General features: G+C 66.1%; 25 protein-coding genes. 8 read left to right on the top strand and 17 right to left on the bottom strand.

Annotation, left to right across the window (positions count from 1 at the left end; genetic code table 11):
- Positions 1 to 119: 119 nt before the first annotated feature.
- Positions 120 to 1,262: a PQQ-dependent sugar dehydrogenase gene (locus QX039_RS24875; protein ID WP_315734493.1), complete on the bottom strand. Its 1,143-nt coding sequence runs from the start codon at positions 1,260 to 1,262 to the stop codon at positions 120 to 122.
- A gap of 136 nt (positions 1,263 to 1,398) precedes the next feature.
- Between QX039_RS24875 and QX039_RS24870 the strand changes: the two genes are divergently transcribed.
- Positions 1,399 to 2,178 carry an SDR family NAD(P)-dependent oxidoreductase gene (locus tag QX039_RS24870; protein ID WP_315734495.1) on the top strand — a complete coding sequence of 260 codons (780 nt, stop codon included), beginning with the start codon at positions 1,399 to 1,401 and terminating at the stop codon, positions 2,176 to 2,178.
- 136 nt (positions 2,179 to 2,314) lie between these two features.
- Positions 2,315 to 3,202, top strand: a complete 888-nt coding sequence (locus tag QX039_RS24865; RefSeq protein WP_315734496.1) for a TauD/TfdA family dioxygenase — start codon at positions 2,315 to 2,317, stop codon at positions 3,200 to 3,202.
- A gap of 204 nt (positions 3,203 to 3,406) precedes the next feature.
- Here QX039_RS24865 and QX039_RS24860 read toward each other — a convergent pair whose 3' ends face one another.
- Positions 3,407 to 4,057, bottom strand: coding sequence for a YqgE/AlgH family protein (locus QX039_RS24860; RefSeq protein ID WP_315713870.1), 651 nt, complete (start codon positions 4,055 to 4,057; stop codon positions 3,407 to 3,409).
- A 136-nt stretch (positions 4,058 to 4,193) separates the two neighbouring features.
- Between QX039_RS24860 and QX039_RS24855 the strand changes: the two genes are divergently transcribed.
- The 3 genes from QX039_RS24855 to QX039_RS24845 all read left to right on the top strand — a co-directional run bounded on the left by QX039_RS24855 (position 4,194) and on the right by QX039_RS24845 (position 7,357).
- The gene (locus tag QX039_RS24855) at positions 4,194 to 5,033 is read left to right on the top strand and encodes a protein-disulfide reductase DsbD domain-containing protein (RefSeq protein WP_315772579.1); all 840 of its coding nucleotides are present in this window, start codon (positions 4,194 to 4,196) and stop codon (positions 5,031 to 5,033) included.
- Positions 5,034 to 5,145: 112 nt separating this feature from the next.
- Positions 5,146 to 6,522 (top strand): lipopolysaccharide biosynthesis protein, encoded by a 1,377-nt coding sequence (locus QX039_RS24850; RefSeq protein WP_315772580.1) that lies wholly within the window; start codon positions 5,146 to 5,148, stop codon positions 6,520 to 6,522.
- A 175-nt stretch (positions 6,523 to 6,697) separates the two neighbouring features.
- A complete protein-coding gene (locus QX039_RS24845; RefSeq protein WP_315734502.1) occupies positions 6,698 to 7,357 on the top strand; it encodes a L,D-transpeptidase in 660 nt (219 codons plus the stop codon).
- 30 nt (positions 7,358 to 7,387) lie between these two features.
- Here QX039_RS24845 and QX039_RS24840 read toward each other — a convergent pair whose 3' ends face one another.
- From QX039_RS24840 to cysG, 14 genes are all read right to left on the bottom strand, one after another.
- Positions 7,388 to 7,939, bottom strand: a complete 552-nt coding sequence (locus QX039_RS24840; RefSeq protein WP_315772582.1) for an RNA 2'-phosphotransferase — start codon at positions 7,937 to 7,939, stop codon at positions 7,388 to 7,390.
- 10 nt (positions 7,940 to 7,949) lie between these two features.
- On the bottom strand, positions 7,950 to 8,201 hold the full coding sequence (locus QX039_RS24835) for a SemiSWEET transporter (protein WP_315713865.1): 252 nt from the start codon (positions 8,199 to 8,201) through the stop codon (positions 7,950 to 7,952).
- Positions 8,202 to 8,314: 113 nt separating this feature from the next.
- A complete protein-coding gene (locus QX039_RS24830; protein ID WP_315772584.1) occupies positions 8,315 to 9,106 on the bottom strand; it encodes a 3-hydroxybutyrate dehydrogenase in 792 nt (263 codons plus the stop codon).
- 4 nt (positions 9,107 to 9,110) lie between these two features.
- Positions 9,111 to 10,286 carry a patatin-like phospholipase family protein gene (locus QX039_RS24825; RefSeq protein WP_315772585.1) on the bottom strand — a complete coding sequence of 392 codons (1,176 nt, stop codon included), beginning with the start codon at positions 10,284 to 10,286 and terminating at the stop codon, positions 9,111 to 9,113.
- Between the two features lie 139 nt (positions 10,287 to 10,425).
- On the bottom strand, positions 10,426 to 10,941 hold the full coding sequence (locus tag QX039_RS24820) for a CAP domain-containing protein (RefSeq protein ID WP_315772587.1): 516 nt from the start codon (positions 10,939 to 10,941) through the stop codon (positions 10,426 to 10,428).
- Positions 10,942 to 11,390: 449 nt separating this feature from the next.
- Positions 11,391 to 12,431: a sulfate ABC transporter ATP-binding protein gene (locus QX039_RS24815; RefSeq protein ID WP_315753357.1), complete on the bottom strand. Its 1,041-nt coding sequence runs from the start codon at positions 12,429 to 12,431 to the stop codon at positions 11,391 to 11,393.
- Positions 12,421 to 13,329 (bottom strand): sulfate ABC transporter permease subunit CysW, encoded by a 909-nt coding sequence (cysW, locus tag QX039_RS24810; RefSeq protein WP_315772589.1) that lies wholly within the window; start codon positions 13,327 to 13,329, stop codon positions 12,421 to 12,423. The genes QX039_RS24815 and cysW overlap by 11 nt, the downstream gene beginning before the upstream one ends.
- Before the next feature lie 8 nt (positions 13,330 to 13,337).
- Positions 13,338 to 14,174 carry a sulfate ABC transporter permease subunit CysT gene (gene cysT, locus QX039_RS24805; RefSeq protein WP_315734516.1) on the bottom strand — a complete coding sequence of 279 codons (837 nt, stop codon included), beginning with the start codon at positions 14,172 to 14,174 and terminating at the stop codon, positions 13,338 to 13,340.
- A gap of 208 nt (positions 14,175 to 14,382) precedes the next feature.
- On the bottom strand, positions 14,383 to 15,372 hold the full coding sequence (locus QX039_RS24800; RefSeq protein WP_315772591.1) for a sulfate ABC transporter substrate-binding protein: 990 nt from the start codon (positions 15,370 to 15,372) through the stop codon (positions 14,383 to 14,385).
- A gap of 488 nt (positions 15,373 to 15,860) precedes the next feature.
- Positions 15,861 to 16,586, bottom strand: coding sequence for a phosphoadenylyl-sulfate reductase (locus QX039_RS24795; RefSeq protein WP_315772592.1), 726 nt, complete (start codon positions 16,584 to 16,586; stop codon positions 15,861 to 15,863).
- A complete protein-coding gene (locus tag QX039_RS24790) occupies positions 16,583 to 17,101 on the bottom strand; it encodes a DUF934 domain-containing protein (protein ID WP_315772593.1) in 519 nt (172 codons plus the stop codon). The genes QX039_RS24795 and QX039_RS24790 overlap by 4 nt, the downstream gene beginning before the upstream one ends.
- Positions 17,088 to 18,743 (bottom strand): nitrite/sulfite reductase, encoded by a 1,656-nt coding sequence (locus QX039_RS24785; protein ID WP_315772595.1) that lies wholly within the window; start codon positions 18,741 to 18,743, stop codon positions 17,088 to 17,090. The genes QX039_RS24790 and QX039_RS24785 overlap by 14 nt, the downstream gene beginning before the upstream one ends.
- Positions 18,744 to 18,753: 10 nt before the next feature.
- Positions 18,754 to 19,068 carry a DUF2849 domain-containing protein gene (locus tag QX039_RS24780; RefSeq protein ID WP_315734528.1) on the bottom strand — a complete coding sequence of 105 codons (315 nt, stop codon included), beginning with the start codon at positions 19,066 to 19,068 and terminating at the stop codon, positions 18,754 to 18,756.
- Positions 19,069 to 20,499, bottom strand: a complete 1,431-nt coding sequence (gene cysG, locus QX039_RS24775; RefSeq protein ID WP_315772597.1) for a siroheme synthase CysG — start codon at positions 20,497 to 20,499, stop codon at positions 19,069 to 19,071. It abuts the gene before it with no gap.
- 234 nt (positions 20,500 to 20,733) lie between these two features.
- Here cysG and cysD point away from each other — a divergent pair, with 234 nt between their 5' ends.
- Both cysD and cysC read left to right on the top strand, forming a co-directional pair.
- Positions 20,734 to 21,528 carry a sulfate adenylyltransferase subunit CysD gene (gene cysD / locus QX039_RS24770; RefSeq protein WP_315735681.1) on the top strand — a complete coding sequence of 265 codons (795 nt, stop codon included), beginning with the start codon at positions 20,734 to 20,736 and terminating at the stop codon, positions 21,526 to 21,528.
- 14 nt (positions 21,529 to 21,542) lie between these two features.
- The gene (gene cysC, locus QX039_RS24765) at positions 21,543 to 23,459 is read left to right on the top strand and encodes an adenylyl-sulfate kinase (protein ID WP_315734532.1); all 1,917 of its coding nucleotides are present in this window, start codon (positions 21,543 to 21,545) and stop codon (positions 23,457 to 23,459) included.
- Positions 23,460 to 23,745: 286 nt separating this feature from the next.
- Here the strand turns inward: cysC and QX039_RS24760 are convergent, their stop codons facing one another.
- Positions 23,746 to 24,750 (bottom strand): cytochrome-c peroxidase, encoded by a 1,005-nt coding sequence (locus QX039_RS24760; protein ID WP_315734534.1) that lies wholly within the window; start codon positions 24,748 to 24,750, stop codon positions 23,746 to 23,748.
- 450 nt (positions 24,751 to 25,200) lie between these two features.
- Here QX039_RS24760 and QX039_RS24755 point away from each other — a divergent pair, with 450 nt between their 5' ends.
- Positions 25,201 to 25,926 (top strand): MgtC/SapB family protein, encoded by a 726-nt coding sequence (locus QX039_RS24755; protein ID WP_315734536.1) that lies wholly within the window; start codon positions 25,201 to 25,203, stop codon positions 25,924 to 25,926.
- The last annotated feature ends 200 nt before the right edge of the window (positions 25,927 to 26,126 follow it).

Here is a 26,126-nt window from a genome sequence, read left to right as displayed (position 1 = left end):
TCCCCACTCCTTCTATTGTTATTTGTCGGATGGTGTGGAGATCAGCGCAGGCCCTGTCAACGGCATCGCGGCTGTGGCGACACCGGCATCGGCGCCTTCGCATCAATGCTGCTGCGCAGCTACTTCATCGGTGTCAGCCGCAGCAGGCGGCCGGGCGAGTCGTCCTCGATCACCCAGACGGCGCCGTCCGGCGCCACGGCGACATCGCGGATGCGCTCGCCCATGTCCCAGCGCTCGGCCTCGTCAGGCTGACCATCGGGCCGGAAGGCGACGCGGACCAGCGCTTGAACCCGCAAGCCCCCGATCAGCGCCGATCCCTTCCATTGCGGAAACATCGGACCATCATAGAAGACCAAGCCGGCCGGCGCGATCACAGGATCCCAATAGAGCGGCGGCGGCGCGAGGTCGGGCCGCGTCGCATGCCGCGGGATCGGCGTGCCGTTGTAATTGTCGCCGTTCGACACCAGCGGCCAGCCGTAGTTCTTGCCCGGCTCGATCAGGTTCAGCTCGTCGCCGCCGCGCGGTCCCATCTCGTGCAGCCAGAGCTTGCCATCTGATGCGAAGGCGAGCCCGTAGGGATTGCGGTGGCCGGTGGTCCACGTCTGGGCCGGCACGCCCTTGTCCTCGGCCATGGGATTGTCCGACGGAGTCGCGCCGTCGAGATTGAGCCTGAGCACCTTGCCGCGCGCCTGCCGCGGATCCTGGGCGCTGTTCGGCTGCATGCGGTCGCCGACCGTCAGGAACAGATGCGTTCCCGACGGATCGAACGCGATGATGCCGCCGGGCTGCCCGCCGCCGCCGGCGGGCGTCTGGCGCCAGATGACGGTGGGGTCGGTCAGCGTGGCGTTGTCATTCGAAACCGACAACTCGGCGCGGGTCAGTACGAGTCGGCTGCCCTCGCCGCTCGGCTCGGTGTAGGTGAGATAGATCTGCGACGTCGTCGCGAAGCTCGGCGACACCGCGATATCGAGGAGACCGTTCTGTCCGCGCGCAGCGACCGCGGGCACGTTGCCGATCTGGATCTTCTTCCCACCTTGCGTGACCAGAAAGATCCGACCCGGCTTCTCCGTGACCAGCATCCGCCCATCGGGCAAGAAGGCGATGGCCCAGGGCGTATCGAACTCGGCAACGCTCCGCGCGTCGAACGGCCGCAACGCGCTGGCCTTGCGGCCGCCGGAATTGATGCCGTCGGCATGCGCTGCCGTGGTTGCTATCAGTCCCACCACCAACGCCAAGCGCATGAAGATCTTGGAGAGCGCCATGATCACTCCGGTTTGTTGATCCCTGTCGTAGGCAACGCAAATTCGGCCACGCCGGATGAGTGCCTACCGAATGCGTCCGATCAGTGTTAATCCCGACGGCGCGCATGCGATGCGCATTTTTCCGTGAGCCGCAAATATGCACCAGCACAGGCAACTCAACCGCTCGGTCAAGGGATTGACCGTCCTGATCACCGGCGCGGCGTCGGGGATGGGGCGCGCGACCGCGCGCGTGTTCGCCGATGAAGGCGCCAGCGTCGCAGTCACCGATATCGATGAGGACGGGGCCGGCGCCGTGGCGGCGGATATCCTGGCCTGCGGCGGAACAGCGCGTGCATGGCGGCTCGACCTCGCCGACCGCGACGCCATCAGCGCCGTCGTCGGCGAGGCCGCGGCGCATTTCGGCGGGCTCGACATCCTCGTCAACAATGCCGGCATCTCGGTCCGTGTCGCGATCGACGACGAGGCTTACGACGAGGCCTGGGCGAGAGGGCTTGCGATCATGCTGACGGCGCAGCAGCGCGTCATCCGCGCCGCGCTGCCGCATCTGCGCCGCTCATCCAGCCCGCGCATCGTCAACATCGCCTCGACCGAGGCGCTCGGCGCAACGGCGCTGCACAGCGCCTATTCGGCTGCAAAGGCCGGGGTGACCGGATTGACGCGCTCGCTCGCGGTTGAGCTCGGCCGCGATCGCATCACCGTCAACTGCATCTGTCCGGGCCCGATCACCACGGCGATGACCGCGCGCATTCCCGACGAGCAGAAGGCGGTCTATGCGCGGCGCCGCACCGCGCTTGGCCGCTATGGCGATCCCGAAGAAGTCGCGCACATAACCTTGAGCCTGTGCCTGCCGGCCGCCTCGTTCCTCACCGGAGCGGTGATCCCCGTGGACGGCGGGCTGATGGCCCGCAACGCATGACGTCTGACGCGCCGGCATGACAGCCGTGCGCGCGGCGCTCCGCGCCTTGCGTTGACTTCGCACATCGCCGGCGTAGCCTCTTGCTTCAGTAGAAGCGGACAGGAGTCCGCCGTCATGAGGACGCGAGGAGGACACCATGGCGATCGCCATCCGGCAGCTGCATCCGCATTTCGTCGGCGAAGTGTCCGGTGTCGATCTGCGCAAGCCTCTCGCTCGGGACGAGGTCGCGCAATTGCAGGCCGCGATCGACCACTACGCCGTTCTCGTATTTCACGATCAGGACATCACCGACGAGCAGCAGCTCGCCTTTGCGCTCAGTTTCGGCGACCGCGAGCAGGCGCGCGGCGGCACCGTCACCAAGAAGGAGGATTACCGCCTCACCACCGGCCTCAACGACGTCTCCAATCTCGGCAAGGATGGCAAGCCGCTGCCACCGGACCATCGCACGCATCTGTTCAATCTCGGCAACTGCCTGTGGCACTCCGACAGCTCGTTCCGGCCGATCCCGGCGAAGTACTCGATCCTGTCGGCGCGAATCGTGAACCCGAAGGGCGGCAACACCGAATTCGCCGACATGCGCGCCGCCTATGACGCGCTCGACCGGGAGACCAAGGACGAGATCGAGGATCTCGTCTGCGAACATTCGCTGATGTATTCGCGCGGCTCGCTCGGCTTCCTCGACTACACCGGTGAGGAGAAGGAGATGTTCAAGCCGGTCAGGCAGCGGCTGGTCCGCACCCATCCGGCGCACGGCCGCAAGTCGCTGTATCTGTCGTCGCATGCCGGCGCCGTGCTCGGCATGAGCATGCCGGAAGGGCGGCTGCTGTTGCGCGACCTCACCGAGCATGCCACACAGCCCGAGTTCGTCTACGTCCACAAATGGACGCTGCACGATCTGATCATGTGGGACAACAGGCAGACCATGCACCGCGTGCGCCGCTACGATCAGTCGCAACCGCGCGACATGCGCCGCGCCACCGTGGCCGGCACCGAGCCGACGGTGGCGCAGCAGGCGGCGGAGTAGTTCTGCCTTCAGCAGAGATGTGCGGCTTCTTCCGTCTCCATGTCGTCATTGCGAGCAGCGAAGCGCAGAGGCAATCCAGACTGCATCCGCGGTGGACATTCTGGATTGCTTCGCTGCGCTCGCAATGACGACGGAGAGGCAGAGCGCCCCATTAAGCCTTCTCTGATCCCAGCGAGCGCGGGGGCTCCAACCGGACGATAAGGCCTATGCGTGCCCGGCGGCGTTGGACAGCATGCCCGGATCGATGCCGATCTTGCGCAGCGCAAGATCGTATTTGGCGTCGACATTGTCGCCGAAGATCAGCTCCGGATCGGCGTCGCAATGCAGCCAGCCATTGTCCTGGATCTCTTCCTCCAGCTGGCCCGCGCGCCAGCCGGCATAGCCGAGGGCGAGGATGGCGTGCTTCGGACCGTCGCCCTTGGCGATCGCCTTGAGAATGTCGATCGTCGTCGTCAGGCAGACGCCGTCGTTGATCTTCAAGGTCGCGTTGGCGATGAAGTAGTCGCTCGAATGCAGCACGAAGCCGCGTCCGGTATCGACCGGGCCGCCGCTCAGCACCTTCATGGTCTCGGCGCTGTCGGGCAGGCTGATCTGATCGCTCTTCTCGATGATATTCAGTTGCATCAACAGCTGAGGGAAGTCGATGCTGCCCGCCGGCCGGTTCACCATGATACCCATGGCGCCCTCGGCCGAGTGCGCGCAGAGATAGATCACCGAGCGCTCGAAACGGGAATCGCCCATCACGGGCATGGCAACCAGCAGCTGGCCGTCGAGGTAACCACCGTGAGAGGTGTGATCCCCGATCCCTGTCACTTTGCGGCGAATGTCGCCCAGCCTTTTTGCCTCAGGATTCATCCGCAAGGACTCTCATGATCATTGATATCCTGATATTGGGATGCGCATCTGTCAATCAAGGTTCAGGTCCTCGCGAGGAAATCTGCTCACAAGCATTTCAATGGTTTGCGCCCGAACCGCACTCTAAAGACGTCTCATGTCCGCCTTGGTTCCTCACCACTCTGCCACACTGCTCGTCGCGACCGTCGTATCATCCTGCCTTGCGTTCGGTGCGCAGGCGCAGGATTCCTCGCCCTGGCAGCGCGACAGCCACTCCGCGGTGCGCCTGCTCGCGGGCTCGCGCAGCGGTCCGGTCATGCTGGGCGGCATCGCCCTTGCGCTGCAGCCGGGATGGAAGACCTATTGGCGAACGCCCGGCGATTCAGGCGTGCCGCCGCGGTTCGACTTTTCCAAGTCGGAGAACGTCGAAGCGGTGACGGTTCTGTGGCCCGCGCCGACAAAGTTCGACGACGGCGCCGGCGGACACTCGCTCGGCTATCATGACCAGGTCGTGCTGCCGCTGCGCATCGTCGCCAGGAACGCCGACAAGCCGATGACCCTGCGCGCCGACATCAGCTACGCGGTCTGCGAGAAGATCTGCATTCCCGTCGAAGCGAAGGCCGAGCTCGCCTTCACCAGCGTCGCCAGCACCGAGGATACGGCGCTCTCGGCGGCCCTCGACACGGTGCCGAAGCCGGCCACCGTCGGCGATGCCAATCCCTTGACGATCCGCGACGTCAAGCGCGACGGCCAGAAGGACGTCATCGTCGACGTGGCCGTCGCCGATCCGCGCGGTGTCCAGCTCTATGTCGAGGGGCCGACGCCGGACTGGGCGCTGCCGATCCCGACCGTGCGCGACAGCGGCATGCCGGGCATCAAGCGCTTCGCCTTCGAGCTCGACGGCGTTCCGCCCGGCGTGAAGCCGGACGGCGCGGCCCTGAAATTCACGCTGGTCGGCCCCGACAGGGCCTACGAGTTCAACTTCAATCTGCCCTGACGGCGGCTGCGCCGGGCGAGCGACGCGGGGCCGGTCCAACTCAATCTTAACGTTGCGTTGATAGGGAAGCAGCATCGCCGCCATCCGCGCGGCCGTGGAGACGGACCCCGCCGTGGCCGTGATGGATGCCCGCAACGCCCCCGCATCGACCGGCCTCGCAGGCCGGCTGAAGGCGCGCTTGGCTGCGCTCGGCGGCAGCGGCGAGGCGTCGCTGACGCGCCGCCTGGCCGGCACCATCTTCCTGATCCGCGTGCTCAGCGCGGGCCTCGCCTATCTCAGCCAGATCCTGCTCGCGCGCTGGATGGGCGGCTCGGACTACGGCACCTACGTCTATGTCTGGACCTGGGTGCTGCTGCTCGGCAGCATGCTGGATGTCGGCATCGCCTCCTCGGCGCAGAAGATCATTCCGGACTACCGCACCGCGGGCCAGCAGGCGCTGCTGCGCGGCTTCCTCTCCGGCGGACGCTGGCTGACGCTGGCGACGTCCACTGCAGCGGCGCTGCTGCTTGCAGGCCTGATCGCGCTGCTGTCGCCTTGGATCGACGCCAGCGAGCGCGTGCCGCTCTATCTCGGCTGCCTGACCCTGCCCGCCTTCGTCGTTGCCAACACCCAGGACGGCATCGCCCGCTCGCACGACTGGATGACGCTCGGGCTGATGCCGCAATTCATCATCCGCCAGACGCTGATCATCGGCTTCACGGCGGGCGCCTTCGTGCTCGGCCTCGATCTCGGCGCCACCGCGGCGATGGCCGCGAGCGCGGCCGCAGTGTGGCTCGCGATGCTCGGCCAGATGCTGGTGCTGAACAACAGGCTCGGCCGCCACATCGAGCCGGGCCCCAGACAATATGATCTCCGCGGCTGGCTCGCGATCTCGCTGCCGATCCTCTTGGTCGAGAGCTTCTATCTGCTGTTGTCCTACACCGACGTGCTGGTGCTGCAGCAATTCCGCTCCTCGGAGGAGGTCGGGATCTATTTCGCCGTGGTGAAGACGCTCGCGCTGGTGTCGTTCATCCACTACGCGATGTCGGCGACGACGGCGCATCGCTTCGCCGAGTACCACGCGCTCGGCGACAAAGCGCGGCTGTCGGCCTATGTCGCGCATGCGATCAAGTGGACATTCTGGCCGTCGCTCGCGGCGACCCTGGTGCTGCTCGCGCTCGGCAAGCCGCTGCTGTTTCTGTTCGGCGCGCAGTTCACCGCCGGCTACGACATCATGCTCATCGCCGCGATCGGCCTCGTCGTGCGGTCGGCGATCGGTCCGGTGGAGCGACTGTTGAACATGCTGGGCCAGCAGCGCGCCTGCGCCATGGCCTATGCGGCGGCCTTCGTCATGAACCTCGTGCTCTGCATCCTGCTGGTTCCGCAGTTCGGCGGCCACGGCGCCGCGGCCGCGACCTCGCTGTCGCTGGCCTTCGAGACCGTGCTGCTGTTCCGCATCGTCAAGCAGCGGCTCGGGCTGCACGTCCTCGCCTTCGGCAAGGCATCTTGAGGGAACCATGTTGACGCATCTGTTGCGTCATCTTGGCCTCGCCTTGGCGGAACCGCGGGCGCGGTGCCGCCACACCTCGTCTCGCGCGGCGATCACGCAAGTGTTGGGTGCAACGCCTTGATATTGGCGCGATCCTCCGGGCACATGATTTGAATGCGCGCTGGGGGAGAATGAGATGTCGAGACTGGGGGTCGCACTCTCGCTGGCCGGAACCTTGATGCTGGCCGGCTGCATGGAAGCGACGCTGTCGCCATCGACCGATGCGGCGTTGACACCGCGCGACCGCCAGTTGCTTGCGCACGCCCCCTATGCCGAGGCGCAGATCCCGCAGCAGTTCCAGCGCCACATCGTCGAATACACCCGGCAGGAACAGCCGGGCACGATCGTCGTCGATACCGACGCGCGGTTCCTGTACTACGTGCTGCCCGACCGCAAGGCGGTCCGCTACGGCGTCGCCGTCGGCGAGGAGGCGATGGCCTTCTCCGGCGTCGCCACGGTCGGCAAGCTCGCGGAATGGCCGGACTGGGTTCCGACCGCCGACATCCAGGCGCGCCTCGGGCCGTATCCGAAGCGCGTCGCCGGCGGCCCGGCCAATCCGCTCGGCGCCCGCGCGATCTATCTCTACGAGGGCAACAAGGACACCCTGTACCGCATCCACGGCACCAACCAGCCCGAATATATCGGCCAGGCGATCTCATCCGGCTGCATCCGCATGACCAACACCGACGTCGCCGACCTCTACAACCACGTCCAGCTCGGATCGACCGTGGTCGTGCTGCCGCCGGGACAGAGCGTCGCGTCCACCACCGCGAGCGTGTTCGCGCGCCGCAGCTGATATCGCGACGTTCTGCGACGCGCGCGCGGGTTACGGCGCGGGGTCGACGCTCAGGTACTCCGGAGGCACGTGGTCGGTCAGCCAGACGCCGTTGTCCGCAACGAAGAACTTCAAGCGATCCCGATGCATCGCTGCGGCATCGACGCGCAGCACGATGGGCTCGCCGTGCCGGCGCCCGACATTGACGGCCGTCGCCTCATCCAAAGACAGATGCACCTGCTGGCGTGACTGCGGCCTCAAGCCTTCTGCCATGATCGCTTCGACGAAGCGCGTCGCCGTTCCGTGATACAGCACGGCGGGCGGCTCGCGCGGGGTCAAGCCAAGCTCCACCGCCACCGAATGTCCCTGCGCCGCCCGAATGCGCTGCCCGTCCTGCGAGACCGTGAAGCGCTTCTTGTCGCTGGTCGCAACCACCTGCTCCAGATCGGCCCGGCTGAGGACGGTCCCCGCCGCCGCCGCGCGCGCGATCAGGTCATCGATGATCGCCCAGCCCTGCGCATCCAGCACCAAGCCGATTGCATCTGGCTGGTGGCGCAGCACGAGACTGAGGAACTTGCTCAAGCGGACCGGATCGAAGGCCATCGTCTGCATCCTAGCCGTAGCGCAGCTTCAGGCCGAGGATCGCGGCCACCAAGCCCAGCGTGATCGCGTTGGCGACGACCAGCGGCAGGTCGCTGATCAGCGCGCCGTAGAGCAGCCACATCGAGTTGCCGGTGGTCTGCAGCACGAACATGCCCATCGAGATGTCATGGGTCGAGCGCGACCGCCAGGCCTTGATGACCTGGGGCAGGAACGAGCTCGTGGTGCAGATGGCGGCGCCAAGGCCGATGATCGTGGTCAGCAAGGTCAGGGGTCCGTGCGCTGGTCGTGGAAACGCACGCTTGTAGAATGGACCGCGCCGAAGCGAAACCCGCCTCGGCGCGAAACTGGTGCCTCGTTCAGCGCTCTCTGCGATCGTTACGCCGCAGTCCAACCGCCGTCGATCGAGAGGTTGGTGCCGGTGATCTGCGCCGCATCGTCGCCGCACAGGAACAGCGCCAGCGCCGCGACCTGCTCGGAGGTCACGAACTCCTTGGTCGGCTGCGCCGCCAGCAGCACATCGTTGATGACCTGCTCCTTGGTGAGGTTGCGCGCCTTCATGGTGTCCGGAATCTGCTTCTCCACCAGCGGCGTCCAGACATAGCCCGGCGAGATGCAGTTGCAGGTGATCTTGAAGGTCGCGAGCTCGAGCGCCACGGTCTTGGTGAGGCCGGCGATGCCGTGCTTGGCCGAGACATAGGCCGACTTGAACGGAGATGCGACCAGCGAGTGTGCCGAGGCGGTGTTGATGATGCGGCCCCAGCCGCGCTTCTTCATGCCGGGCACGGCGGCACGGATGCCGTAGAACGCGGACGACAGATTGATCGCGATGATCTGCTCCCACTTCTCCGGCGGAAAGTCCTCGACCGGCGAGACGAACTGGATGCCGGCATTGTTGACGAGGATGTCGACCGAGCCGAACGTGGTCTCACCGAGCGCGATCATGCCGGCGATCTCGGCCGGCTTGCTCATGTCGGCCGGCGAGTGCACCGCCTTGACCTTGTAGTCGCTCTCGATCGCCGCGCGCTCCTTCTCGATGTCGGCGGGGGCGCCGAAGCCGTTGAGGACGATGTTGGCGCCGGCGGACGCGAAGGCGCGGGCATAAGCGAGCCCGATGCCGCTGGTGGAGCCGGTCACGACCGCGGTCTTGCCCTTGAGGTTCGTCGTCATTGCTTCACTCCTTCTTGGCGGCAGCGAGACTGCCGTCCTGCGTGAGATCGTAGGTGACCATGGTCTCGCCGGACTGCGGCCGCTCCAGCCAGTCCTTATGATGCATCGACTGGTGGACGTCGCGAACGCCCGCCTCCCAATGCTCGACCATCGCAACATGGGAGAAGTCGTAGTCCTTCGACGAGGTCTCGTAGCTCTTGCTGCGGTAGATCAGGTGTACCACCGTGACGGTGTTCTCCTGTGCTGCCTTGCACAGGATCTCGAGCGACGGATCGTTGCGCAGCTCGTCCGGCAGCCTGGCATAGAGCTCGCGCAGCGCTTTGCGCGTGTTGTGGATCATTCGGTTCTTGTCGGTGTTCATCCGCGTCCGGCTGGAATAGCGGATGTCCTTCTCGCGCTCGGCGGCCTCCAGCAGCGTCCTCGGCAGATCGCCGCGTGCGGAGAACAGATCGACCTGGAAGATCAGGAGATCACGATCGGTCTCGGTGTCGAGCACGTAGTCCAGCGGCGTATTGGAGGCGATGCCGCCGTCCCAATAATGCTCGCCGTCGATCTCGACCGGCGGGAAGCCGGGCGGCAGCGCGCCAGACGCCATGATGTGCTCGGGTCCGATCCGCTTGCCCTGCTTCTTGAATTCGACATTGTCGAAATAGGTGAAATTGCCGGTGGTGACGCCGACGGCGCCGACGGAGAGGCGTGTCTTCAGATCGTTGATGCGATCGAAATCGACGAGTCGCTCCAGGGTCCGCTTGAGCGGCGCGGTGTCGTAATAGCTGACCGATTGCGGCGTGCCGGACGGCCACAGCGGCGCCGGCGGAAAGCGCGGCGTGAAGAAGCCGGGCACGCCGAACGCTGCGATCAGCCCGGCACTGACCTCATTGAAGGCCGAGCGGTGATGATCGCCATTGAGCAGCGGCTTCCACGGCACCGGCGACGACACCATCTCCCAGAATTCCTTGAGACGGCCGATGCGTTTGTCCCGGTCGTTGCCGGCGATGATCGCGGCGTTGATGGCGCCGATCGAGATACCGGCGACCCATTCCGGCTCGAAATCGAAATGACACAGCGCCTGATAGGCGCCGGCCTGATAGGAGCCGAGCGCGCCGCCGCCCTGCAGGACGAGGACACGTTGCGATTCGCTGGGGGTTGCAGGCAGCGGGGGAAATGGATGTTGCGTCATTACTGCGGTCATTAGCAAAGCAAGGCGCCAACGTGGCGTCACTTCGCGGTGACGTCAATCCACCCCAAGGGCTAGGTCGGCCCTGACTCGCGCGAGCGCCGCGCGCTCGGCCTGCGCAGGGCGGCGGCAGCCCTGCCTGTCAGGAAGGCTTCTTGCCGTCCGGCGCGGCCAGGATCATGGTCCAGAACACTTTGTACTTGGTGTTCGGAGCATGGCTCGCTGCGATGCCTATTTTTGTGACACCATTCTTCAGCATGTTGGCGCGATGCGGCGGCGAGTCGCGCCAGCCGGAAAACGCTTCCGCCAGCGTGTGATAGCCGGCCGACACGTTCTCGACCGCGACGACAGCGTCATAGCCGGCACCGGTCAGGCGCTTCGCCAGCGGGGCGCGCACGTCATGATCCAGCTTGTTCTTGTCGGCCATGGCCTGCGACTGCGATTCCGCGAGCCGCATCAGCTCGGGATCGACCTCGACCATGCCGAGCCCGTTGTTCTGGCGGTATTGCGAGATCATCGTCGCGGCAGCGACAGCATCGAGCTTCGCGCCCGCGACCGCCATGTCGGCATACATGGTCGGCGCCTGCACCACCGGCGTCTCGGCCGCGCAGCCGGCGAGCAGGAATGCAACGGAGAGAGCGAGTGCCAGATGCTTCAATGAACCAGTCCCTATGCCGACGAGAGAGGCGGGTTGTTGCACATCAACCGTGGCTGAAAGGTGAATCGGAGGTAAGTTCCATCGGTACAATTGCGGCCAATCCTGCCGGCAACGGTTCGTCAACCATAACGTCCACGCGGTCAAGCGCCGTGGCGGCGCGGACCCTCCGAGTGATCACGTCAAGGACGGCGCCACATCTTTAGTGTCGCACCGGGACCCAGACGCCGCGGCGGTCGTGGCGAGACGCGATGCCGGTCGAGCGGGCTCAACAACGGACGTCACGGCGTATGGGTCCCGGATCGGCGCCCGCCAACGCTACGCGTTGTCGGGCTTGTCCGGGACGACACTGGTTTTTTGGTTGAGGTCTACGGCTCAGAGCTGCAAGTGCTCGGAGCTCGCGGCATACATCGCCGGATCGAGCTGGCCGCGGCCCACGCGGCCACGCGCCCCTACCCGCCCGCAAAGATCCGATAATGCCGCGGCTTCAGTCCGACCCGCTCGCCGATCCTGAGCTCGCGGTCACGCGGGGCGTCGATCTCGATCGTCGCGACGCCCTCCGCCAGCGCGATTTCGGCGCGCTGCACCGGGCCGAAGCTGCGGACATGAGTGATGTCGCCGTCCAGCGTTCCGCTGCCGGCCGGACCGATCACCATGTCGTGGCGGCGCACGAACAAGGTGGAGGCCCCGGCCGCCGCGCCTTCGGCCGCGAGATCGAGCGGGCGTCCCTTGAGGTGCACCGCGCCGCCGGTGATCTCGACCGGCAGCATGATCGACTCGCCGATGAAGCCGTGGACGAACGCCGTCGCCGGCGCGTCGTAGACGTCGCTCGGCGAGCCGACCTGCTCGATCCGGCCCTTGTCCATCACCACCACGCGATGCGCGACCTCGAGCGCCTCCTCCTGGTCGTGGGTGACGAAGATCGAGGTGACGTTGATGGAGTGATGCAAGGTGCGCAGCCATTGCCGCAGCTCCTTGCGCACCTTGGCGTCGAGCGCGCCGAACGGCTCGTCGAGCAAGAGGATACGCGGCTCGATGGCGAGCGCACGCGCCAGCGCGATGCGCTGGCGCTGGCCGCCGGAGAGCTGGCTCGGATAGCGATCGGCGAGCCAGTCGAGCTGGACGAGATCCAGCAGCTCCTTCACGCGCGCGCGGATCTCCGCCTCGCTCTTGCGGACGCGGCGCGGCTGCACGCGCAGGCCGAAGGCGACGTTCTCGAACACGTTCATGTGCCGGAACAGCGCGTAGTGCTGAAACACAAAGCCGACATGGCGCTCGCGCGCGCCGCGATCGAGCGCGCTCTCGCCGTCGAACAGGATCTCGCCGGCATCAGGCCAATCCAGCCCGGCGATGATCCGCAGCAAGGTCGTCTTGCCCGACCCGGACGGGCCCAGCAGCGCCAGCAATTCGCCGTCGGCGACCTTGAGATCGACGCCGTCGAGCGCCTTGAACGTGCCGAACGTCTTGACGACACCCCTGACTTCAATGGTCATGCTGACCTCCCTCATCGAGTTGCCGTTCGAGGACGGTTTTGACGACCAGCGTGATCAGCGCGAGCATCGCCAATAGCGAGGCGATCGCGAACGAGGCGACCATCTGGTATTCGTTGTAGAGGATCTCGACCAGCAGCGGCATCGTATTGGTCTCGCCGCGGATATGGCCGGACACCACCGAGACGGCGCCGAACTCGCCCATCGCGCGCGCGTTGCAGAGCAGCACGCCATACAGCACGCCCCATTTGATGTTCGGCAAGGTGACGCGGAAGAACGTCTGCAGGCCGGACGCGCCGAGCGAAATCGCCGCCTCCTCCTCTTGCGTGCCCTGCTCCTGCATCAGCGGTATCAGCGCGCGCGCAACGAACGGGAAGGTCACGAACACGGTGGCCAGCGCGATGCCGGGAAAGGCGAACAGGATCTGCAGGCCATGGCTCTGCATCCACGGACCGAAGAACCCCTGCGCGCCGAACAGCAGCACGAACACGAGGCCCGATATCACCGGGCTCACCGAGAACGGCAGATCGATCAGGGTGATCAGGAACGTCTTGCCCGGAAAGTCGAACTTGGCGATCGACCAGGCGGCGCACAGGCCGAACACGAGATTGGTGCCGACCGAGACCAGCGCCACCAGCAGCGTCAGGCGGATTGCGTCCCACGCCTCGGCGTCGGCAAGCGCGATAAAATAGGCAGCGATGCCCTTGCCGAACGCTTCCACGAACACGACGATCAGCGGCAGCACCACGAACACCGACAGGAACGCCAATGCCAGCGTCGTGATGACGATGCGGACCAGGCGCGGCTCGGTGCGCGGATCGGGGCGGCCGGCCTGCGCCAGGCGCGGGCTGGTCGCGGACGATGCCACGGACGGCGCCTGCAGGGTCATCTCCACGCTCATGTCGGGTCCTAGTTCAAGGGCGCCCGGCTCTGCGCCCAGCGCTGCAACCGGTTCACGGCAAAGATGATCAGGAACGCCACGACGAGCATGACCACCGCGATCGCGGTGGCATCGGCGTAGCGGAATTCGGACAGCCGGATCACGATCAGCAGCGGCGCGATCTCGGAGACGTTCGGCAGATTGCCGGCAATGAAGATCACCGATCCGTACTCGCCGACCGCGCGCGCAAAGGCGAGTGCGAAGCCTGTGAGCAGCGCCGGCGTCAGGCTCGGCAGGATCACGCGGGTCACGATCTGCCAGCGCCCGGCGCCGAGGCTCGCCGCCGCCTCCTCGATCTCCGGATCGAGATCGATCAGCACCGGCTGCACCGTGCGGACGACGAAGGGGATGCCGATGAAGATCATCGCGACGAAGATGCCGAGCGGCGTGAACGCCACCTTGATCCCCATCGCGGCGAGCGGCGCGCCGAGCCAGCCCTTCTGGGTGAACAGCGCAGTCAGTGCCACGCCGGCCACTGCCGTCGGCAGCGCGAACGGAACGTCGACGATCGCGTCGAACAGTCGGCGCCCCGGAAAGCGGTAGCGCACCAGCGCCCACACGACGATGGTGCCCATCACGAGATTCACGCAGGCTGCGGCGAAGGCGAGGCCGAACGAGATCTTGAGTGCGCTCAACGTGCGCCGGCTGGTGACGATGTCCCAGAACTGGTCGAGGCTGAGATCGGTCGAGCGGACGAACAGCCCCGCAAGCGGAATCAGGACGATCAGAGACAGCCAGGTCAGCGTCAGTCCCATGGTGAGACCAAAGCCCGGCAAGGTGCTGCGACGTGGTGCAAGTACGTTCAAAAAAAGGCCTGGTCCGTTGATGATCGGTGTCGATGGGCTTGAATCGATTGTGGTGTCCGCCCGCCGCCCCCAGCCTCGTCTCGGCAAATCGAGACCGGGGACAGCGTCTCATGCGCAATGTCGCAGATCGCCGCAACGCCAGCTTGTTGCCTTACTGTCTCGAAGCCGTATCAGACCGGCTGCCACCAACTCGTTCCTTCCGATTCGATCAATTCTTGTAGATTTGATCGAAGATACCGCCTTCCGCAAAATGCTCCTTCTGGGCCTTGGTCCAGCCGCCGAACACCTCGTCGATGGTGAACAGCTCGACCTTGGCGAAGGCCGCCTCGTACTTCTTGGCGACCTCGGGATCCCGCGGACGGTAGGAGTTGCGTGCGGCAATTTCCTGACCTTCCTTTGTATACCAGTATTTCAGGTAGGATTCAGCCACACTCCGCGTGCCCTTCCTATCGGCCACCGAATCGACCACCGCAACTGGTGGTTCGGCCAGGATCGACAGCTGCGGGGCGACGATCTCGAACTTGTCCTTGCCAAACTCGCGCAGCGCCAGATAGGCCTCGTTCTCCCAGGCGAGCAGGACGTCGCCGACACCGCGCTCCACGAAGGTCACGGTGGCGCCGCGGGCGCCGGTGTCGAGCACAGGGACGTGCTGGTAGAGGTCGCCGACGAACTGCTTGGCCTTGTCGACCGAGCCGAACTTCTTCAGCGCATAGCCCCAGGCGGCGAGATAGTTCCAGCGCGCGCCGCCGGACGTCTTCGGATTGGGCGTGATCACCTCGACGCCCTTCTTGAGCAGATCGTCCCAATCCTTGATGCCCTTGGGATTGCCCTTCCGGACCAGGAAGACAATGGTCGACGTATAGGGCGAGGCATTCTGCGGCAGCCGCTTCTGCCACTCCTTGTCGAGCAGACCCTTGCCCGCGATCGCGTCGATGTCATAGGCGAGCGCCAGCGTCACGACATCGGCCTGCAGGCCGTCGATCACGCTGCGGGCCTGCGCACCGGAGCCGCCATGGGACTGCTTGACCTCGACGCTCTTGCCGGTCTCCTTCTGGTAGGCGGCTGAAAACGCCTTGTTGAACTCGACATAGAGTTCGCGGGTCGGGTCGTAGGACACGTTGAGCAGGTTTACGTCGGCAGCAACGGCCGACCCCGCCCATGCCAGGCCCGCGATAACAGCCAGAACACGCCGCATCATCCAAGCTCTCCATTCCCTTGACCAAAGCCCGCAATGCTGCAGGCGCGCACTGCAGATCGCCGGATGTGCGGTTCAGAGTCAACGAAACCGGATTCTCTTGTTTCCGGCCGGACATGGGCATTGTGCTACGAAGCGGGGCGCAATGGGATGGCTGTTCTTCGCCGCGACACATTGTCGTCGTGAGGGCGCGAAGCACAGCGAATGGGCGTGATCCAACTCGCATGACACCCGATCGCGCTTGACTTTGTTCATCGCTTGTTCTCACCACGGAATGCACCCCCTGAGTGGGGAGCGTGTGGCGGTGTTGAAGACGCATTGGTCGGCTGGAGTGCCGTCGGCAGAGGTGGTCCGGGCCTCATCCTTCGAGACACCCGCCTCGGGGCGGGCTCCTCAGGATGAGGGGTGGAAGCAGTCCGCGAGGCCAAGGACGTCCTTCGATATCCGCGCTGTCCTTCTCAACGAACACGATGTTCATGGCCGCATGCAGCCTACACCGACGACGTCGCCACCGTGTGGATGCCGCACTCCGTCTTGCCGCGGCCGCGCCATCGCCCGGCACGGTCGTCCTCGCCGGAGTCCGAGCGGCTGGTGCAGGGCATGCAGCCGATCGAGCGGAAGCCGGAGGCGACCAGCGGATGCTGCGGCAGGTTGGCCGAGCGGTAGATTTCGGCGATGTCCTCTCGCGTCACGTTCGCAAACGGATTGAACTTCACGCGCGCGCCGTCCTGCTCGACGACCGGGATGGCCGCACGTAGTCCGCCCTGGAAACGCTTGCGGCCATTGATCCAGGCCGCGAACGGCGCCAGCGCGCGTGCCAGCGGCTCGACTTTGCGGATGCGGCAGCAGGCGTCGGGATCAGAGAACCACAACTCGTTGTCGGCATCCTCGCGCGCCAGCGCCGCGGCGTCGGGCTTGATCGAGCGTACGTCCCGCAGGCCGAGAATCTCGATGAGCTGGTCGCGATAGGCCAGCGTCTCCGAGAACATGTGCCCGGTGTCGAGGAAGATCACCGGGATCGCCGGATCAACGTCGGCCGTCACCTTCAGCAGCGCCGCCGACTCCGTTCCAAACGACGACACCACCGCCAGCCGCTCGTGACCGATCGCCTCGAGAGCAGCGGCAATGACCTCGCGCGGCGCGGCCGTGCGCAGCGCGGCGTCGAGCGCCGCGACCGGGATCTCCGCAACCGAAGGCGATGCAGCCAGCGTGCTCACAGCCCGGCACTCTCCGAATGACGCAGTTGCAGGCGCTGATGCAGCGCCGAGATACGGCCGTCGCCGGTCGGCTGGTAGAACACCGAATAGCGTTTCACGGTCTCGGTGAAGGCCTCGGCATCCGCCTGCTTCTTGACCTCGAAGGCGTCGAAGCCGGCGCGCAGCATGAACACGAACTGGTCACGCAGCACCTGCCCGGTCGCGCGCAGCTCGCCGCGATAGCCGTAGCGCTCACGCAAGAGACGCGCCTGGGTGTAGGCGCGACCGTCGCGGAAGCTCGGAAACACCAGCGCGATCAGCGCGAGCCGATCGAGATAGGGCACAAGATCGTCGACATCGCGATTGTTCGGCCAGATCACGCCGAGCTTGCCGCCGCTGCGGCTGACCAGCGCGTCCGGGCCGGCGAGAAAGCGCGTCTCCGAGACCAGGACGGCCCCCTGCGCCGGCAGCTCGGCATCGTCGGTGAGGCGGACGAACGCGTCCGCGATGATGTGTCCGCCCTTAACGAGTGGCATAAACCCGCTCCCTGAATGGTTCGACCCCGAGCCGCTTCACCGTATCGACGAACAGCTCCTCAGGGCTCGCGCGCAGCGCAAGATAGGCCTCGACGATGTCCTCGACGACGTCGGCGACCTCGGCATAGGGCACTGCGGGTCCGATCAGGGTGCCGAGCACGGCGCCCTCATCGGCGCGGCCGCCGATCGTGATCTGATAGAATTCCTCGTTGTTCTTCTCGACGCCGAGGATGCCGATGTGGCCGACATGGTGGTGGCCGCAGGCATTGATGCAGCCGGAGATGTTGATGTGCAGCCGGCCGATCAGGTTGGCCGTGTCGTGATTGGCGAAGCGGCGCGTGATCTCCTGCGCGATCGGGATCGAGCGCGCGTTCGCCAGCGAGCAGTAGTCGAGCCCCGGGCAGGCGATGATGTCGGAAACGAGATTGACGTTGGGGATGGCGAGGCCGATCGCCTCGAGCGCCTTCCACACCGCCGGCAGATCACGCTTGCGCACATGCGGCAACGCAAGGTTCTGCTCATGACCGACGCGGATCTCGCTGGACGAATATTTGTCGGCGATCTCGGCAAGCGCATCCATCTGGTCGGCGGTCGCATCGCCCGGCGGCTTGCCGACCGGCTTCAGCGACACGACCACGATCGCATAGCCCTGCGCCTTGTGCGGGAAGACCGCGTTCTTGCGCCAGGCCTCGAACTTCTGATCGTGCGCGGCCTGCTTCAGCTCCTCCGGCATGTGCGGCAGAGTCTCGTAGGCCGGATAGAAGAAGCGCGAGCGGATGTCCTCGACGATGCCGTCGTCGAGCTTGAGCACGCCGTCGCGGATCTGCTGCCACTCCTCCTCGACCTCGGACGCGAACTTCTCGATACCGAGCTCGTGCACCAGGATCTTGATGCGCGCCTTGTAGATGTTGTCGCGGCGGCCGTACTGGTTGTAGACGCGCAGGATGGCCTCGACATAGCTGAGGATGTCGTGGCCGTGGACGAACGGCTTGACGGTCTTGGCGATGAAGGGCGAGCGGCCGAGACCGCCGCCGACCAGCACCTCGAAGCCGGTCTCGCCCTGCGCGTTCTTGAGCAGACGCAGGCCTATGTCGTGGATCTTGATCGCAGCGCGGTCATGCTCGGACGCCGTGATCGCGATCTTGAACTTGCGCGGCAGGAACGAGAATTCCGGATGCAGGGTCGTGAACTGGCGCAAGAGCTCGGCCCAGATGCGCGGATCCTCGATCTCGCCCGGCGCCACGCCGGCCCACTGGTCCGAGGTGACGTTGCGCATGTTGTTGCCGGAGGTCTGCATCGACTGGATGCCCACTTCCGCAAGGTCGGCCATCGCATCGGGCAGCTCGGCGAGCTTGATCCAGTTGAACTGGATGTTCTGCCGCGTCGTGAAGTGGCCGTAGCCGCGGTCGTAGCGCCGCGCCACATGCGCCAGCCGGCGCAGTTGCTCGGACGACAGCGTGCCGTAGGGAATAGCGATGCGGTACATGTAGGCGTGGAGCTGCAGATAGACGCCGTTCTGCAGCCGCAGCATCTTGAACTCGTCCTCGGAGAGCTCGCCCGACAGGCGCCGCTTCACCTGGTCGCGGAATTCGGCGACGCGCTCGTTGACCAGGGTCCGATCGATTTCGTCATAAGCGTACATGAGAGAGCCTTCAGGCTTGAGCCGGGAGCGCGATGGTGGCGCCCGTGAGCCGGATGTGTTCGCGCATATTGCCGGGCTTGACCGCACCGTCGGTGCCAACCTCGACCGGCGCGATGTAGGGACCGATCGCGCCGAGATCGTCGGCCACCGCCTCCGACAACAGCGTACGTGCCTCGTCGGCGGTGCGCACGATCGCAGCATCGCTCAGCTCATCCGACCAGCTCTTGGTGCCGGTGCGGTAGATCACCGCGCCGTCCCAGGTCCGGTTCGCGGTGATGATCGAGGGACCGGTGATCTTGATCTTCTGTTGCAGCGGAGAGGTCATTCAGACGGGTTCCAGGAGTTTTGCGATCACGCCACTGAGGTTCTGCTGACGCCACGGCGCCGAATGCGCCACGACATCACCGATGATGAGAATGGCCGGACCGCCATCGATCTTGGCCACGAGGTCAGGCAGTTGATCCAAGGTGCCGACCACGGCCTGCGCGTCGGGGCGCGTGACCTTAGCGAACACACCGACCGGCGTCTGCGGCGAGCGGCCGGCGGCGAGGAGCCCGGTGCGCACGGCAGGCGCGGCCGTCATGCCCATGTAGACCACGACCGTCATCTTGGTGTCGGTCAGCGCCGACCAGTCCACCGCCTCGGCGTCGCGCTCCTTGTGCGCGGTGAGGAAGGTGATGCGCAGCGCCTTGCTGCGGAAGGTCAGCGGCACCTCGAACTGCGCGGCAGCACCGATGCCGGCGGTAATGCCGGGCACGATCGTGTAGGACACGCCGGCCTTGCGCAGCGCGTCGACCTCCTCGCCACCGCGGCCGAACACGAAGGCATCGCCACCCTTGAGACGCACCGCGCGCTTGCCGTCGCGCGCCGCCTCGATCAAGAGCTTGTTGACGGCGTCCTGGCCGATGCCGGGCTTGCCGACGCGGCGGCCGACCGGCACGCGCGAAGCGTCGCGGCGAATGCGGTCGAGAATCTCGGGCGTGACCAGCTCGTCATAGAACACGACGTCGGCATCCTGCAGCGCGCGCAGCGCCTTGATCGTCAGCAGGTCCGGATCACCGGGGCCGGCACCGACCAGGGTCACATGGCCTTCGCTGCGGCCCGCATGATCCGCGCCCGCGAACGCGGTCGGATCGGCGATGCCATGCAGCGCCGCCGCGGCCTCGTGCTTGCGCCCCGCCAGTACCAGCGCGCCGATCGGGCCGTCGACGATGCGCTCCCAGAAGCGGCGGCGCAGCGGCATCTCGGTGATCAGCGGATTGATGGTCCTGCGGAAGTCGCCGATGAAGCTCGCGAGCTCGCCGATCCGCGCCGGCAGCAGCGCCTCGATGCGCTCGCGCACGCGGCGTGCCACCACGGGCGAGGAGCCGCCGGTGCCGATCGCCACCACGACGTCGCCGCGATCGACGATCGCCGGAAAGATGAAGCTGGAATGCGCGAGGTCGTCCATCACGTTGACGGGCAGACCAACGCTGCGTGCCCGCGCCGACATCGCAACGCCGATGTCGCCGGCGCCCGCGCACAGCACGGCGATGACGCCAGTGAGATCGGCGCTCAGCGGGTCGCCTTCGGCGCGCTCGATCTGGCCGTGCTCATCGCGCAGACCCGCGAGATCGAAGTCGCCGTCGGTGGCGAACCAGCGGATGCGCGCGCCCGCGGACAGCAACACGCGAAGCTTGGCGCGCACGAGCTCGCCCGCGCCAATCAGCAGCACGGGGCCGGTCTTCAGATCGAGAAACACCGGCAGATATTGCATCGCGCTCTTCGGTTTCGACTCTTCGGGGTTGACTGGAATTATTTTCTATATAAGTGTCACGCCGCACACGTAAAGAGAAAATTATTCCTTGGCTTCGCCATAGAATTTTCTCCCAAGCAGGCGATGGCTGATAGCATGCACATTCTCACCAACGACGTTTCCAGAGATCGGTTGCCCTCTTCCGAGATCGAGCAAGCATCTTCCATGCCGCGCGTCCTCAGCGCCGCACCGACCATGGATCATCTCGATCAGCTCGAGGCGCAGAGCATTTACATTCTCCGCGAGGCCTTTGCACGGCTGAAGAAGCTCGCGCTGCTCTGGTCGCTCGGAAAAGATTCCAACGTCATGATCTGGCTGGCGCGCAAGGCGTTCTTCGGCCGCGTGCCGTTTCCGGCCATGCATGTCGACACGGCCAAGAAGTTTCCGGAGATGTACGCCTTCCGCGACACCTACGCGAAGGAATGGGGCCTCGATCTCAAGGTCGAGCCGTGCCCGCCGATCGACGCGGTGGATCCGACCCTGCCCCCCGCGGCGCGCTCGGCTGCGCGGAAAACCGAAGGCCTGAAGATGGCGCTCGCCAAGCACGGCTTCGACGGCCTGATCGCCGGCATCCGCCGCGACGAGGAAGCGACGCGCGCCAAGGAGCGCGTGTTCTCGCCGCGCGGCGCCGAAGGCCATTGGGACGTGCGCGATCAGCCACCTGAGTTCTGGGATCACTTCAACGCCTCGCCGCCGCAGGGCGCTCACTTGCGCATCCATCCGATCCTGCATTGGACCGAGGCCGACATCTGGGCCTACACGGCGCGGGAGAACATCCCGATCATTCCGCTGTATCTGTCCAGGAACGGCAAGCGCTATCGCTCGCTCGGCGATCAGGACATCACGTTCCCCGTGGCATCCAACGCCTCCAACATCCCCGAGATTCTCGCCGAGCTCGAAAGCACCAAGGTGCCGGAGCGCGCCGGCCGCGCGCTCGACCACGAGACCGAGGACGCCTTCGAGCGCCTGCGCGTCGCCGGCTATCTGTGAGCGGGGACGAGGCCATGAACATGCGAGTCCCGTCAGCCGCCCCCGCCACGCCGAACGGCACCACCCGTCCGCAGGTCCGCATCGTGATCGTGGGCCACGTCGACCACGGCAAGTCGACGCTGGTCGGCCGCCTGCTGCATGAGACCGGCAGCCTGCCCGAGGGCAAGCTCGAAATGCTGCAGGCGGTCTCCGCCCGCCGCGGCATGCCGTTCGAATGGTCGTTCCTGCTCGATGCGCTGCAGACCGAGCGCGACCAGGGCATCACCATCGACACCACGCAGATCCGCTTCCGCACCAATGCGCGCGAGGTCGTGCTGATCGACGCGCCCGGCCATGCCGAATTCCTGCGCAACATGATCACCGGCGCCTCGCAGGCCGACGGCGCAGTGCTGATCATCGACGCGCTCGAAGGCGTGCGCGACCAGACCCGGCGCCACGGCTATCTGCTGCATCTGCTCGGCGTGAAGCAGGTGGCGGTCGTCGTCAACAAGATGGACCGCGTCGATTTCAGCGAGGAGCGCTTCGACACGATCAAGGCCGAGATCTCCGCGCATCTCGAGGGCCTCGGCGTCGAGCCGGTCGCGATCATTCCGATCTCGGCGCGCGACGGCGACGGCGTCGCCCAGCTGACCTCGCGGATCGGCTGGTATGGCGGCCCGACCGTGGTCGAGGCCCTCGACGGCCTGGAGCCGGCACGGCCGCTGTCGAGCCTGCCGCTGCGCCTGCCGGTGCAGGCGATCTACAAATTCGACGACCGTCGCATCGTCGCCGGCCGCGTCGAGGCTGGCGAGCTCAAGACCGGCGACGAGATCGTGATCATGCCGGCCGGCAAGATCGCCAAGATCAAGACCGTCGAGGGCTGGCCGCAGACGCCGGTGACGGCGCCGCAGGGCGCCGGCCGCTCGGTCGGCATCACGCTCGACCGCGAGCTGTTCATCGAGCGCGGCGACGTCATCGCCCATGTCGGCCGCGAGCCGCAGGCGGCTCGACGCCTGCACGCGCGCATCTTCTGGCTGCACGACCAGCCGCTCGCCAAGGGGGACAGCATCCTGGTGCGGCTCGGCACCCGCGAGGCGCGCGGCAGCGTGGTCGCGATCGAGAAGGCGGTCGATCCGGGCTCGCTCTCCAACGAGCAGAATGCCGCGATCGCGCGCAACCATGTCGGCGAGATCGAGATCGCGCTGACCCAGCCGGTCGCCATCGATCCCTACGCCGAGAACGCGCGCACCGGCCGCCTCGTCATCGAGGTCCAGGGCCGCATTGCAGGCGGCGGTCTGGTGCTCACGGTCGACGCCGGCAAGCGCGCCGCGCCGGTCGACATCATGCCGGTGGAATCGGCGCTGCAGCCGCAGGAGCGCGCCGACCGCTACCGCCACAAGGGCGCGGTGGTGTGGATGACCGGCCTGCCCGGCGCCGGCAAGTCGACGCTCGCCCGCGCCCTGGAGCGGCGGCTGTTCGGCCGCGGCGGCGCGCCCGTGCTGCTCGACGGCGACACCGTCCGCGCCGGCCTCAACAAGGATCTCGGCTTCACGCCGGAGGACCGCGCCGAGAACATCCGTCGCCTCGCCGAGGTCGCGACCCATCTCGCTCGCAACGGCCACATCGCGATCGTGGCCGCCGTGTCGCCCGCGCGCGAGGACCGCGCGGCCGCCCGTCGCGTCGCCGGCGACCTGTTCCGTGAGGTCTATGTCGCGACGGCCGCCGAGATCTGCGAGAGCCGCGATCCCAAAGGCCACTACGCCAAGGCCCGTGCCGGCAATCTGCAGAACTTCACCGGCATCGGCACCGACTACGAGCCGCCGCTCGATGCGGAGCTGGTGATCGACACCGCGACGCGCGGGATTGCGGACGCCACCGACGAGCTCGAGGCGCTGCTGTCGCGGACAGGTGTGCTGTTCGACGATATCGCGGATCTCGGCGCCAACATCTGATTGCGTCGTCACTGCATGATCATGGACCGCGCACGCGCGGTCCATGACAGGGTTGGCAGATAATCAAGCCTCTCACGTTTGCCTGTCAGGCTCGTGATACGCACTGTCATTCCGGGGCAAGGCCGCAGGCCTTGAACCCGGAATCTCGACATTGTCTTGCGTCCATTCTTGACAAGCTCGAGATTCCGGGTTCGATCGTCAATGCGAAACCGCTTCGCGCCTCCGCATTGCCAATCGCCCGGAATGACGGTGAAGACACGACCGCCAGCTTCTTGTCCGTGCCACGCTACAGCGCGCCGACATAGGCGGTGAGATCGTCGAGCTCGGCGTCGGTCGGCAGTCGCGAATCCATCTTCTTGGCATAGACCTCCCACATCAGCTTGACGGCGTCGCGCAGCGAGGCGGTGCGGCCGTCGTGGAAATACGGCGCCGTCGACGCCACCGCGTGCAGGGTCGGCACCTTGAACTTGCCGCCGGTGCCGATGTCGTCGCGGCTCTTCTTGTCGAAGCTCGGCAGCACGTGGCAGGTGCCGCAGCCGCCATCGCCGACATAGAGCTCATAGCCGCGCTTCACGGCCGCGCTGGCATCCTCCCTCGGCGTGCCGTCGTCCTTGACCTGCCAGTTCGCCGGATAGTTCAGCGTCCGCACATAGGCGACCAGCGCCGCCAGCTTCTCCTTCGACGGCTCCGGCCCCTTCATGCGGTTGACGATGATGCCGCGAATGCTGTCCTCCAGCGTCGCCGCCTGCCCGGCCCAGCCGAACACCGAGCGCTCGCCGACGCCCCACAGGGTCGGCGTATTCCTGCCGTTGGGGTCGCCGTCGGCGACGACGTCGAGCCCGACATAGGTCTTGTTGTTGGTATGCCCGGTCGAGAAGTGGCAGGTGGCGCAGGACGCCTTGCCACCGTCCGACAGGCTCACGTCGTTGAACAGCGCCAGCCCCTTAGCGGCGGGGTCCGCCTCGGAGAGGGGTGCAGGTGGAGTCGCGGCGGCGCCGACCGTGGTGGGCGGCGCCACGGGCGGCTCCGTCGCTGCAGCGGCGGGCGGGGCCTTCGGCCTCCTTGCTGTGGTTGCAGCGTGCCTGACCCTGGGCTTGTGGGCGGGCTCGGCCGCGTGGACGGATCTCGGCTTCAACGCGGCCACCAGCATCTGCAGCAGGGTCGGCTTGTACGGAGCCGCGTTTCTCTCAGCCGCGTGCAGGTACGGTGCTGTCGACTTGTCGGCTGCGAGGGCGGGCAAGGCGAGCAGGCCGAGGCACAGGATGATCGACCGCAGCCCAGTGAACGACATGATGCGCCTCCCCCCTAGATGCAAGTAGTTATCGATAGCTTTTGCGTCCGAAGTGGGACTGTGCGGGGGCAATGAATCGGCGCGCGCGGGATTGAGCGACAGCATCGTGCCGGCCTGACCATGTCTCATGGTGAGCAGGTCGCGCTATCTTGCGCGAGAGGGACATCGACCCCGGCTTGATCGACATCGTCGACCGCACACACCTCACCCGAGGTGCCGCCCGCAGCCTGGCTCAAATTCGGCCTCGTGACGTCACGCGCGACATCGGCGAGCAGAGCGACAGCCGCAGCCAAGCGTGGTCACCTTCTCCCCGAAGAACTACGGGGGAGTGCGCCGATTCGCTCTTGGACGCCAAGCCTACCCATGGGGCCGCCGTACGATCTGCAAGCAGAAATTAGCACTTGATCCGCACAGTTCACGGCACGCGCAGCAACGCGGTCGAGGCGCAGGATGGAGCATCTGGCGGCCTATTGGTCGAGGGCAGAACTGGAGACGAACGGGATTCTGCTGCTGCACCTGATGGGTGCAGCGGCCGTCGGCCTGCTGCTGGGCTACGAGCGCACCTATCACGGACGCGCGGCCGGCATGCGGACCTACGCGCTGGTTTGCGTCGCATCGACCTTGCTGACGGCGATCAACGGCTTTCCCGGCAGCTGGTATGGCGGCATGGCGGTGTCGCCGACCGTCTCCGATCCGACGCGCGTGATCCAGGGCCTGATGACCGGCATCGGCTTCCTCGGCGCCGGCGTCATCATCAAGGACGGCTTCACCATCCGCGGCGTGTCGACGGCCGCCTCGATCTGGATGACGTCGGCGATCGGCATCATCATCGGCATCGGCTTCTACGGCACTGCGCTTTGCGCCACGGCTTTGTCCCTGGCCGCGATGACCCTGCTCGGCAAGGTCGAACAATGGCTGCCGCATCAGACCACGCTGTCGCTGTCGGTCGTCTATCGCCATGGCCTGCAACCGAGCGAGGCCGAACTGCGCGAATGCATGCGGGCCTATGGCTTCGACGTGCTGGACTGGTGCTACGAATACAGCGAGGCGAAGCGGCAATTCCATTTCGAGCTCGTGCTGCAGGCCGCCGGCCGGTTCGAGACCGCCCAGATGGCCCGCGACCTGTCCACGGCCGAGGACGTGGTCGAATTCCGCCTGGCGCCGTCAAGGGCATGAGGGGAGCAGGACGGAAGCATACGGCCGTCGATCGCAACTGGGCCGATCGGACAAGCCAGCGATGTGCCGCCCTCGGATTGGTTGAAGCTCCGGCTCGTCACCTTCGGCGCGTTGTAGCCACAGCAACGGCGATTCACACCGCCCGCCGGTTGGACATGCGACATCCCGGAAATATCCGCGCATCGCAACGCATGCTATCT

Source organism: Bradyrhizobium sp. SZCCHNR1043 (genome assembly GCF_032489675.1).
Classification (GTDB): Bacteria; Pseudomonadota; Alphaproteobacteria; order Rhizobiales; family Xanthobacteraceae; genus Bradyrhizobium.
Note: the sequence above shows the minus strand (reverse complement) of the source record. Positions and strands in the feature narration are given on the sequence as shown.

Coding starts and splice junctions, on each gene's coding strand:
- QX039_RS24875 (WP_315734493.1), bottom strand. CDS start 1,262: ATGGCGCTCTCCAAGATCTTCATGCGCTTGGCGTTGGTGGTGGGACTG.
- QX039_RS24870 (WP_315734495.1), top strand. CDS start 1,399: ATGCACCAGCACAGGCAACTCAACCGCTCGGTCAAGGGATTGACCGTC.
- QX039_RS24865 (WP_315734496.1), top strand. CDS start 2,315: ATGGCGATCGCCATCCGGCAGCTGCATCCGCATTTCGTCGGCGAAGTG.
- QX039_RS24860 (WP_315713870.1), bottom strand. CDS start 4,057: ATGAATCCTGAGGCAAAAAGGCTGGGCGACATTCGCCGCAAAGTGACA.
- QX039_RS24855 (WP_315772579.1), top strand. CDS start 4,194: ATGTCCGCCTTGGTTCCTCACCACTCTGCCACACTGCTCGTCGCGACC.
- QX039_RS24845 (WP_315734502.1), top strand. CDS start 6,698: ATGTCGAGACTGGGGGTCGCACTCTCGCTGGCCGGAACCTTGATGCTG.
- QX039_RS24840 (WP_315772582.1), bottom strand. CDS start 7,939: ATGGCCTTCGATCCGGTCCGCTTGAGCAAGTTCCTCAGTCTCGTGCTG.
- QX039_RS24830 (WP_315772584.1), bottom strand. CDS start 9,106: ATGACGACGAACCTCAAGGGCAAGACCGCGGTCGTGACCGGCTCCACC.
- QX039_RS24825 (WP_315772585.1), bottom strand. CDS start 10,286: ATGACGCAACATCCATTTCCCCCGCTGCCTGCAACCCCCAGCGAATCG.
- QX039_RS24815 (WP_315753357.1), bottom strand. CDS start 12,431: ATGACCATTGAAGTCAGGGGTGTCGTCAAGACGTTCGGCACGTTCAAG.
- cysW (WP_315772589.1), bottom strand. CDS start 13,329: ATGAGCGTGGAGATGACCCTGCAGGCGCCGTCCGTGGCATCGTCCGCG.
- QX039_RS24800 (WP_315772591.1), bottom strand. CDS start 15,372: ATGATGCGGCGTGTTCTGGCTGTTATCGCGGGCCTGGCATGGGCGGGG.
- QX039_RS24790 (WP_315772593.1), bottom strand. CDS start 17,101: ATGCCACTCGTTAAGGGCGGACACATCATCGCGGACGCGTTCGTCCGC.
- QX039_RS24785 (WP_315772595.1), bottom strand. CDS start 18,743: ATGTACGCTTATGACGAAATCGATCGGACCCTGGTCAACGAGCGCGTC.
- QX039_RS24780 (WP_315734528.1), bottom strand. CDS start 19,068: ATGACCTCTCCGCTGCAACAGAAGATCAAGATCACCGGTCCCTCGATC.
- cysG (WP_315772597.1), bottom strand. CDS start 20,499: ATGCAATATCTGCCGGTGTTTCTCGATCTGAAGACCGGCCCCGTGCTG.
- cysD (WP_315735681.1), top strand. CDS start 20,734: ATGGATCATCTCGATCAGCTCGAGGCGCAGAGCATTTACATTCTCCGC.
- cysC (WP_315734532.1), top strand. CDS start 21,543: ATGAACATGCGAGTCCCGTCAGCCGCCCCCGCCACGCCGAACGGCACC.
- QX039_RS24760 (WP_315734534.1), bottom strand. CDS start 24,750: ATGTCGTTCACTGGGCTGCGGTCGATCATCCTGTGCCTCGGCCTGCTC.
- QX039_RS24755 (WP_315734536.1), top strand. CDS start 25,201: ATGGAGCATCTGGCGGCCTATTGGTCGAGGGCAGAACTGGAGACGAAC.